Source organism: uncultured Subdoligranulum sp., from assembly GCF_937890665.1.
The window spans coordinates 1-9,727 of the sequence record NZ_CALADU010000093.1 but is presented as its reverse complement, the minus strand read 5'-3'; the positions used below and the strand labels follow the sequence as shown (position 1 = coordinate 9,727).

Here is a 9,727-nt window from a genome sequence, read left to right as displayed (position 1 = left end):
ACTCGGACACCTCTCCACAGTGGCTGCCGCCAAATGCGAGTATTATTTTAGCATGGAAAACCGGGCTTGTCAAGCCCGGTCGTCCTCTTTTCTTCAATTTTTTTCTTCACTTTGTTTGGTGGCTTTTCTGGCACGGTGACGGGCCCACAAAGCCCAGCAAAAAACCACAACACTCAACAGAGCGCCGCAAAAGGCAGAAAGGCCGAACAGCAGAGGAATTGCGTATAGCAACTTATCAAAATGGGGAAGGCAGGTGCCAACAAAAAGCACTGCAAGAGGAAGAAAAGGCAGTGAACCCAGACCGCTCAGCAGCAGGGAAAGGCCGTATCCTTTGCAGGCGTGGGGGACTCGCCAGTTGGGCAGCAGGAAGGCTGCGACACAGCCCAGCAGCCAAGGGAGAAATACCAACGGCGAGATTCCCGCAGCCGGCCCGGCAGTCACATAGATGGCGGTAGGCCCGTCGGCGCCACCGATGATTCCGAGAGAAGCCGCTTGAGCTGCGGTAAGCCGGTTGACAAAATCCGGTCCCAACACAACGGCCAACACCAGTACCGCCAATACCAAAAAGGCCCAACGCCACCGGCTGATAGAACCCGAAACACCGAGGGCTGTGTTGAATTGAGCAGCTACCTCCTCAGGGGAGCCCAGTTCGGCCATGATCTGCTCATCGCTCTGGCCGGCTTCCCGGCGGCTCTCAAAATCCCCGGCCAGCTCGGTCATAATGCGGGCTCGAGTCTGGCGGTCTGCCCGCAGACGATGCTCGATGGCGTTCATGTAGCGCTTCACCGGCGGTAAAACATCCAGCGTGACACTTCCAAGTTTCATCTTCATACCGTATCCCTCCCAAGTTGCTGGTCCACGCAGCGGACAAACTGATGCCAGACCTCTGCTTCCTGCTGCAAAAGCTGAAGGCCTTTCTCTGTTGCGGTGTAAATGCGGCGCGGAACTTTTCCGGGGCTTCCGCCGTCCGGTGTGTTCCATATCGAGGAAATGCACCCTTCCTGTTCCAGCCGGTACAAAATCGGGTAGAGGGTACCTTCTTTTAGGTCCAACAGCCCGCCACCGGCCTTTCGCAGCCGCACGATCAATTCGTAGCCGTGGCCGGGCTTGTCTGCCAAAAGCTGCAAGACCAGCATTTCCAGAACGCCCTTTTTCAACTGCTGGGCGAAGCGTTGTTCGCTGTCGACAGCCATGTGTACCCTCCTTTTGTAATATTTAGGATTACTAAGTATTATATAACATAGATAGAGGAGGTTGTCAAGCCGTGGTGTCTCAACGCTTTACTTTTTGAAGCACTGTGCTATACTTATACCGACTAATATTTTATCTTGGGAGGTACTTCCATGAACGATCCTCGTTGGGCGTCCATTGACGCCTTTGCGGAACAAAACCGTGACAATATCGTGCGTGACATCAGCCGTTTGGTGGCTGTGCCCAGTGTGGAGGGCACGCCGGAACCCGGCGCACCGTTTGGGGCGGGTCCCAAAGCGGCGTTGGACAAAGCGCTGGAGATCGCCGCAGAATTGGGGCTGTCTACCCATAATGCGGAAGGGTATATCGGCTGGGCAGATACCGGCACCATTGCCGATGGCCAAAAGTTTCTGGCGACCATCACCCATACCGACGTAGTGCCGGAGGGCAACGGCTGGGATGCCGACCCCTATACGGTTCGGGTTCGGGAAGGCTGGTTGTTGGGCCGGGGCGTGGCCGATGACAAGGGCCCCAGCATTCTGTGCCTGTATGCCTTGAAATATCTGAAAGATAGCGGCATTGCCCTGAAATACCCGGTGCGTGCCTTGTTGGGGGCCAACGAAGAAACCAACATGCACGACGTGGACTACTATGCGGCCCATTACCCGATGCCGGCGTTCTGCTTTACCCCTGACGCAGAGTTCCCGGTCTGCAACGGCGAAAAGGGCGGCTTTAACGGCGAGATTGTCAGCCCCAAGCTGGAGAATGGCGTGATTGCTGCTTTTGAAGGCGGTGTGGCCCACAATGCGGTGCCTGACCGCGCTAGCTGCACGCTGCGGGTGGCGCCGGAGCAGGTACACCTCACCGAGGGGGTGACGGCGGAAGCCGGCCCCGATGGTACCACGATCCTGCGCGGCTGGGGCAAGAGCGGTCACGCGGCAATGCCTGCCGGCACGGTGAATGCCATCAGCCTGTTGGTGAACTGCCTGTTGGAGAGCGGGCTGTGCACCCCGCAGGAAGAGGCCTATTTAAAGGTAGTGCAGGCGCTGCATAAGGCCACCGACGGCAGCGGCGTGGGGATTGCAGCGGATGACGGTTTGTTTGACCCGCTGACCATCATTGGGGGGACCATTGCAATGCAGGATGGCGTCATCCGCCAGAGCTTTGACTGCCGGTATCCCACCAACACCAACCCGGAGAAGATGCAGGCAGCCATGGAGCAGGTATGCGGCACGGCGGCCCATCTGGAAAATCTGAGCAGTCGGGAACCTTTCTATATTGCGGCGGACAGCCCGGCGGTTCAGACGCTGATCACCACCTACAACGATGTGACGGGGGAGAACAAGACTCCCTTCACCATGGGCGGCGGTACCTACGCACGGCATTTCCCTTACGCAGTGAGCTTTGGCCCCGAGCACACCGATCTGGCATTCCCGGAGTTTGCCGGCCCGATGCACGGTGCCAACGAAGGCGCACCGCTGGATAAGATGATCGAGGCGTTGAAGATCTATATTCTGGCCCTGCTCCGCCTGCAGGAGATTGACCTGTAAGCAAACAAAAGCAAAAAACTGTCCCCGGCACCGGTTGGTGTTGGGGACAGTTTGCATTTTATGTGTCAGAGCGGTATACAGTGACGTAGCAGGTACGTTTTCGACGTTTGCGGCGGCTGCAGAGCAGTGCCATCAAAGTCAACAGGCCACTGGTGGCGGCCAAAAGAACCAAAATCTTACCGAAATGTTTCATACCTGCCTCCTTTTTTGGGGAAAACAGCTGTACAGCGATTATTACCAACATAGTACCATAAACGACAGCAAGATGCAAGCATCGTACATGCTTTGCAACATTTGCGCAAATTGTTGCAAAAATTGCCCTCTCGGATAAAATGTGACGGGAGTTCGGCTGTCAATCTTGACTTGTTTTGGGAAAATGGTACAATAAATAGGTATACTTGTAGGCATGCAGGGAGCGCGTTTCCCAATAGAAGAAACGACTGCATGTACAACAAAAATGAGAAATGGGGGAAATAGCTTGTTCAAGTCCCTAAAACGCTCCGCCAAAGGCGCAAGCGTGCCGCATGTGAAGGCGACAGCCGGGCAGCCGACCGTTAAAATGCCGGTTCCCGAGCATGTCATCATTCCCATGTCGATGCACATCGGCGCACCCGCAGAGCCCGTCGTCAAGAAGGGCGACACCGTCATGGTTGGTACTTTGATCGGCAAAGCAGGCGGCTTTGTCAGTGCCAACATCCACTCCAGCGTATCGGGTACCGTGCAGGACGTGGCCCCGATGCGGATGGTCAACGGCGCAATGACCACCGCCGTAGCCATCAAAACCGACGGGCAGCAGACGGTGGATCCGGCCTGCGTGCCGCCCACTGTCACCGACAAAGCCAGTTTGCTGGCAGCCATTCAGGCCTGTGGTCTGGTAGGTGTTGGCGGTGCGGGTTTCCCGACCCATGTGAAGTTGGCGGCCGATACCGTTGACACGCTGCTCATCAATGCGGCGGAGTGCGAGCCTTATCTGACCACCGACTGCCGCGAAATGCTGGAATGCAGCGATACGATCATCTCGGGCATTGCCGCTGTGATGAAGTACTGCAATATTCCCAACTGCATCATCGGCATTGAGCGCAATAAGCCGGAATGCATCGATTTGATGTGCTCCCTCGTGCGGGAAATGCCCGGTGTCAGCGTCAAACCGCTGCCCACGCGCTACCCGCAGGGCGCTGAAAAGACCCTGGTGGAAACCTGCACTGGCCGGGAAGTGCCGCAGGTCGGCCCCTCCGGTAAGGCGGGTCTGCCTGCCGATGTGGGCTGCATCATCATGAACGTGACCAGTGTGTCCACCTTGGGCAAGTTCCTCAAGACCGGTATGCCGCTGACCACCAAGCGCGTTACGGTGGAAGGCGATGCCATCGCCAAGCCCCAGAATGTGGAAGTGCCGATCGGTACGCTGTACCGGGATGTGATCGAAGCCTGCGGCGGGATTAAGCCCGATGTAGAGCTGGGTAAGATCATCTTTGGCGGCCCCATGATGGGCGGTGCGGCACCCAGCGCGGATTTCCCCGTTTTGAAACAGAACAACGGCCTGCTGCTGTTCAGCAAAAAAGCGGCCAATCTGCCCGAAGCGTCCGCCTGCATCCGCTGCGGCCGCTGCATCGACGCATGCCCCATGGGGTTGGAGCCGGTTGTGGTGGCGGAAGCCTTCAACAATAAGGACTTTGATGCCCTGAAGGCGCGCTGTGTCGACCTTTGTGTGGCCTGCGGCAGCTGCAGCTATGCCTGCCCGGCCAAACGGCCCGTCAGCCAGACCATGACGCTGGCCAAGGCGTGGTACATGGGTGAACTGCGGAAAGGAGGCAAATAACAAATGGAAGAACGTTTGCTTGTAACCGCCTCGCCGCATATTCGGGACCATTCCACCACCCGCGGCCTGATGGGCAATGTTGTGATCGCCCTGATGCCCTGTGTGCTGGCTTCGGCTCTGATTTTCGGTGTGCAGGCGTTGGTGCAGGTGGTTGTGACCACCTTTGCCTGCGTGGCGTTTGAGTATCTTTATGAACTGCTGATGCACAAATCCAATACGGTGGGGGATCTGTCCGCCGTCGTAACGGGCATCATCCTTGCCCTCAATATGCCGGTGGGCATGCCGCTGTGGATCGCGGTGGTGGGCGCTTTTGTGGCCATCATCATCGTCAAGCAGTTGTTCGGCGGTATCGGCTACAACTTTGCCAACCCGGCATTGGTTGGCCGTATCGTGCTGTTCCTCGGCTTTACCGCCCGTATGACGGCTTACGTCTACCCCGATATGGCGGTGGACGCGCTGGCCTCCGCTACGCCGCTGTCTTCCTCGGTGGACCTGTCGGCTGTCAGCTTTATGGATATGTTTATGGGCCTGCATGGCGGTATGCTGGGTGAAACGTGCGTTCTCGCCATTCTGGCCGGTTTTGCCATCTTGCTGGCCACCGGTACCATTCAGGCTACCATTCCGGTCAGCATTGTGGCGACTTGCTACATCCTGACGCTGCTCTACACCGGTGACCCCTATGTGGCACTGATGGAGTGCATGGCAGGCGGTCTGCTGTTCGGTGCTGTCTTTATGGCTACCGACTATGTCACCTGCCCGTTTACCACCAAAGGCAAGCTGTACTACGGTATCTTCATCGGCTTGGTGACTTTCTTGATCCGTCACTTCGCCAGCATGAACGAAGGCATGAGCTTTGCCATCCTGTTGGGCAACTTGATGGTGCCTTGGTTCAATGCTTGGGGCCATCAGGTGCCGCTGGGCTTCAAAAAAGCCAAAAAAGCCAAAGCGAAAAAGGAAGGGGGTGCTGACTGATGGCGAACAACCAGACCCCGGAAAAACAGAGCGCCTTTAAGGAACTGGTGCTGCCGGTCATCGTGCTGGTAGTCATCTGCCTCGTGTGCAGCGCCCTGCTGGCGGTCCTGAACGATGTGACCGCCCCCATCATCGAAGAAAACACCAAGGCGGAGACGTTGGCCTCCTATCTGTCGGTACTGCCGGAAGGCACCAGTGAGGCGGACATGACCGAGCTGGCAAACCTGACCACCCCCGACGTGCAAGGTGCTGTGACTACCAGCTCCGGCGCGGCAGCCGTCAAAGCGGCAGCCAGCGGTTACTCCGGTAAGGATGTCACGGTCTATGTGGCCTTTGACGCCAACGGCGCCATCTCCAACATCAGCGTGGATGCCTCCACCCAGACCACCGGCATTGGCTCCAAGGTGGCCGATGAGAGCTTCACCTCCGGCTTTATCGGCTGGAACGGCGGGGCAGTTTCCAGCGGTTCCCCGGTGGACGGCGTCGCCAGCGCTACCTATTCCAGCAACGCGGTCTTTTCTGCCGTTAACGCGGCCATCGACTGCTATACCAACGAAATCAAAGGGGGTATGTAACGATGGCTGAAAAACCGAGCAAATGGAAAGTGTTTACCGCGGGTATCATCCGCGAAAATCCCGTTCTGCGCCTCGTGCTGGGCTGCTGCTCCGCACTGGCCGTTACCACCACCGTTTCCGGCGCTGTGGGCATGGGCCTGTCCATGACCTTCGTGTTGGTTTGCTCCAACATCGTAATTTCCGCGCTGCGCAAAGCCATTCCCGCTAAGGTGCATCTGCCTTGCTACATTGTCATCATCGCAACCTTCGTTACGGTGGTCCAGATGGTACTGCAAGCCTTTGTGCCGGACCTGTACAAATCCTTGGGCGTCTTCTTGGCGCTGATCGTCGTTAACTGTATCATTCTTGGCCGTGCCGAGATGTTCGCCTGCAAGAACACCGTGGTGGATTCTGCGCTGGATGGCTTGGGCATGGGCATTGGCTACATCCTGACCATGACGCTGATGTCCTCCATTCGTGAGATCATCGGCAGTGGCACTTGGCTGGGCATCACCATCATCCCCGAGAGTGTGGACCGTATGACGGTCATGAACTCGGCGCCCGGTGGTTTCTTCGTGTTCGGCTGCCTGATGGCCGGTTGTGTCTGGCTGGAGCGCAAACTCAACAAGCCCATTGAACGTAAGACCTGCGGCGATGTGATGTTGGAACAGATCGACGCCGCCAAGGCCGAACAGAAAGGGGGCGCTGAAGAATGAGTTCTCAGATTGCAACGTTTGCCACGATCTTCTTCAGCATGATCCTGGTTAACAACTACGTATTGGTACAGTTCCTTGGTATCTGCCCCTTCTTGGGCGTTTCCAAGAAATTGGACTCCTCTGTGGGTATGGGCTTGGCCGTTATCGCGGTCATGGTTATCGCCACGGCTGTTACCTTCCCGCTGCAGATCTTCCTGCTGGATGCGTTTAACCTCGGCTACATGCAGACCATCATCTTCATTTTGGTCATTGCCGTTTTGGTTCAGCTCATCGAGATCACCCTGAAGCGCTACGTTCCGGCTCTGTACCAGTCGCTGGGCGTTTACCTGCCGCTGATCACCACCAACTGCTGCGTGCTGGGCGTCACCATTCTGGCCGTGCAGGACTACTCCGCCGTTGTAGCGGAGGCTGGCTTTGGCCTTGCCTTTGCGGAAGCGTTGGTTTGTGCAGCGGGTGCCGGTGTGGGCTTCCTTGTGGCGATGCTGCTTTTTTGCGGTGTGCGCCAGCGTGTCGAAAACTCCAACCCGCCGGAATGCTTTAAGGGCCTGCCCATTACGCTGGTCGCGGCGGCCATCACCTCGCTCAGCTTCATGGGCTTTGGCGGTCTGGTGGAAAACATCATCAACGCGATTCTGTAAGAAAGGGGAATGGATAGAATGAACCCGATCGTATTTGCTATCGTCGTGCTGGTGGTGCTGGGCCTGATCGGCGGCTTTATTCTGGTGCTGGCCTCCAAGTTTATGGCTGTGTACGAGGATCCGCGCATTGCGGAAATCACCGAGTGCTTGGCTGGTGCCAACTGCGGCGGTTGTGGATATGCCGGCTGTGCCGACTATGCCAAAGCTATCGTAGAGGATGGCGCGCCGACTTTCAAGTGTGCCCCCGGCGGTGACAAGACCGCCGATGCCATCAACCGCATCATGGGTGCCGATGAAACGGACCGCCCCAGCCTGCGTGCCACGGTGATTTGCGCCGGCGGCGAAAACTGCGGCAAGCGGTTTGACTATAAGGGAATCCAGACCTGCGCCGCAGCCGCGGCTGTGGCTGGCGGCCCCAGCGCCTGCTCCTACGGCTGCTTGGGACTGGGGGATTGCACCCGCGCCTGTAAGTTTGATGCCATCCACGTTGTCAACGGGGTGGCGGTCGTGGACCGCAGCAAGTGCACCGGTTGTACCGCCTGCACGGCAGTTTGCCCGCGCAAGGTCATTCAGATGAAGCCCATTGCGCCGCAGCCCGCTGTCAAGTGCTCCAACAAGGATAAAGGCGCTGTGGTCAACAAGACCTGCAAGGTGGGTTGTATCGCCTGTGGCTTGTGTGTGCGTAACTGCCCGCAGCAGGCAATCTTCCTAAAGGACAATGTGGCCGTTATCGACTATACCAAGTGCAATGGCTGTGGTACTTGTGTGACCAAGTGCCCCAAGAAGGCCATCCAGTGGGTGGAAGGTGCCCCGCGTCCCATCGACGCACCGGTTCCTGCCCCCGAAGTGCACTGATCGTTTTGCGTAAGATTCCCCGCCGAAAGGCGGGGGATTTTTTTGATTTTCTTTGCATTTTTTTGAAAAAATAGGGGACAGATCGGCTCGACTATGCTATACTATTCTCCGTAGGTAAATTTGTAACAAAGTACAGGGAGGTTTACCACAATGGAAATCACCAAAGATATTGTGTACGTAGGCGTCAATGATCATGACGTAGACCTGTTCGAGGGGCAGTACAAAGTGCCCAACGGCATGGCATACAATTCCTATCTCATTCAGGACGAAAAAGTGGCGGTTATGGATTCTGTCGATGCCCACTTTACCGATGCCTGGTTGACCAACATTGCAGGGGTTCTGGGCGGCCGCACGCCGGACTATTTGGTTGTGCAGCATATGGAACCTGACCATTCCGGTTCTGTGTTTGCCTTTGCGCAGGCCTATCCCAAGACCCAGATCGTAGCCTCTGCCAAAGCGGTGGCCATTATGCAGCAGTTCTTCGACACCGACTTTACCAGCCGCTGCCTCATTGTTAAGGAAGGGGATACGCTGGAACTGGGAACCCACACGCTGCACTTTGTCACGGCGCCCATGGTTCACTGGCCGGAGGTCATTATGACCTACGATGCCGCGGATAAGGTATTGTTCAGCGCGGACGCTTTCGGCAAGTTCGGTGCCTTGGACGTGGACGAAGAATGGCTGCCCGAAGCACGCCGTTACTACATTGGCATTGTGGGCAAGTACGGCACGCAGGTGCAGGCTGTTCTGAAGAAGGCTGCCGGCTTGGAGATCGAGACGGTTTGCTCTTTGCACGGCCCGGTTCTGCACAAAGAGCAGTTGGCGGATGTGCTGGCTGTCTATGATACGTGGAGTTCCTACCGCCCCGAGACGGAGGGCGTTCTGGTGGCTTACAGCTCTATCTATGGCCACACCAAGCAGGCCGCCGAGGAGTTGGGCGAGAAGCTGCGTGCCAATGGCGTAGATGTCATGGTGATGGATCTGGCTCGCTGCGATATGGCCGAGGCTGTGGCGCAGGCGTTCCGTTACAGCAAACTGGTGCTGGCGGCGGCTTCCTACAACGGAGATGTCTTCCCGTTCACCCGCTGCTTCATCGAGCATCTGACCGAGCGCAACTATCAGAACCGCACGGTTGCGATCATCGAGAATGGCACTTGGGCGCCCACTGCCGGCCGTGTGATGCGCAAAATGCTGGAAAACAGCAAGAACCTGACCATTCTGGAGCAGACGGTCAGCATCAAGAGTGCGCTGAACGATGCCAGCCGTGCGCAGTTGGATGCGCTGGTTGAGGCGTTGAGCAAGTAATCCTTCCAAAAATATCCCAAAATGGGGTTGACAAAACGGCTTACATGCTGTATAATATTTGGCGTTGACCCCATTATGGATGATTAGCTCAGCTGGTTAGAGCGCTGCGTTCACATCGCAGAGGTCGAGG

11 protein-coding genes are annotated in these 9,727 nt (G+C 56.9%); 8 read left to right on the top strand and 3 right to left on the bottom strand.

What is annotated here, in order from left to right; all coding sequences use genetic code 11:
- Window positions 1–93 precede the first annotated feature (93 nt).
- Both Q0526_RS05355 and Q0526_RS05350 read right to left on the bottom strand, forming a co-directional pair.
- A complete protein-coding gene (locus Q0526_RS05355) occupies window positions 94–831 on the bottom strand; it encodes a DUF1700 domain-containing protein (protein WP_298731426.1) in 738 nt (245 codons plus the stop codon).
- Complete coding sequence (locus Q0526_RS05350; protein ID WP_298731425.1) at window positions 828–1,193, bottom strand: PadR family transcriptional regulator; 366 nt, start codon at window positions 1,191–1,193, stop codon at window positions 828–830. Before Q0526_RS05350 ends, Q0526_RS05355 begins: the two co-directional genes overlap by 4 nt.
- A 150-nt stretch (window positions 1,194–1,343) precedes the next feature.
- On the opposite strand from Q0526_RS05350, the gene Q0526_RS05345 reads away from it, so the two are divergent.
- Window positions 1,344–2,741, top strand: a complete 1,398-nt coding sequence (locus Q0526_RS05345) for a Sapep family Mn(2+)-dependent dipeptidase (RefSeq protein WP_298731424.1) — start codon at window positions 1,344–1,346, stop codon at window positions 2,739–2,741.
- Window positions 2,742–2,799: 58 nt separating this feature from the next.
- Here the strand turns inward: Q0526_RS05345 and Q0526_RS05340 are convergent, their stop codons facing one another.
- Window positions 2,800–2,934: a hypothetical protein gene (locus Q0526_RS05340; RefSeq protein ID WP_298731423.1), complete on the bottom strand. Its 135-nt coding sequence runs from the start codon at window positions 2,932–2,934 to the stop codon at window positions 2,800–2,802.
- A 264-nt stretch (window positions 2,935–3,198) separates the two neighbouring features.
- Between Q0526_RS05340 and rsxC the strand changes: the two genes are divergently transcribed.
- The 7 genes from rsxC to Q0526_RS05305 all read left to right on the top strand — a co-directional run bounded on the left by rsxC (window position 3,199) and on the right by Q0526_RS05305 (window position 9,597).
- Window positions 3,199–4,557 carry an electron transport complex subunit RsxC gene (gene rsxC, locus Q0526_RS05335; RefSeq protein ID WP_298731422.1) on the top strand — a complete coding sequence of 453 codons (1,359 nt, stop codon included), beginning with the start codon at window positions 3,199–3,201 and terminating at the stop codon, window positions 4,555–4,557.
- 3 nt (window positions 4,558–4,560) lie between these two features.
- On the top strand, window positions 4,561–5,529 hold the full coding sequence (locus Q0526_RS05330; RefSeq protein WP_298731421.1) for an RnfABCDGE type electron transport complex subunit D: 969 nt from the start codon (window positions 4,561–4,563) through the stop codon (window positions 5,527–5,529).
- Window positions 5,529–6,104: an FMN-binding protein gene (locus tag Q0526_RS05325; protein WP_298731420.1), complete on the top strand. Its 576-nt coding sequence runs from the start codon at window positions 5,529–5,531 to the stop codon at window positions 6,102–6,104. The genes Q0526_RS05330 and Q0526_RS05325 overlap by 1 nt, the downstream gene beginning before the upstream one ends.
- 2 nt (window positions 6,105–6,106) lie before the next feature.
- The gene (locus Q0526_RS05320; protein WP_298731419.1) at window positions 6,107–6,799 is read left to right on the top strand and encodes an electron transport complex subunit E; all 693 of its coding nucleotides are present in this window, start codon (window positions 6,107–6,109) and stop codon (window positions 6,797–6,799) included.
- Window positions 6,796–7,437 (top strand): Rnf-Nqr domain containing protein, encoded by a 642-nt coding sequence (locus tag Q0526_RS05315; protein ID WP_298731418.1) that lies wholly within the window; start codon window positions 6,796–6,798, stop codon window positions 7,435–7,437. The genes Q0526_RS05320 and Q0526_RS05315 overlap by 4 nt, the downstream gene beginning before the upstream one ends.
- 18 nt (window positions 7,438–7,455) lie before the next feature.
- Complete coding sequence (locus tag Q0526_RS05310) at window positions 7,456–8,292, top strand: RnfABCDGE type electron transport complex subunit B (RefSeq protein ID WP_298731417.1); 837 nt, start codon at window positions 7,456–7,458, stop codon at window positions 8,290–8,292.
- 150 nt (window positions 8,293–8,442) lie between these two features.
- Window positions 8,443–9,597 carry an FprA family A-type flavoprotein gene (locus Q0526_RS05305; protein ID WP_298731416.1) on the top strand — a complete coding sequence of 385 codons (1,155 nt, stop codon included), beginning with the start codon at window positions 8,443–8,445 and terminating at the stop codon, window positions 9,595–9,597.
- The last annotated feature ends 130 nt before the right edge of the window (window positions 9,598–9,727 follow it).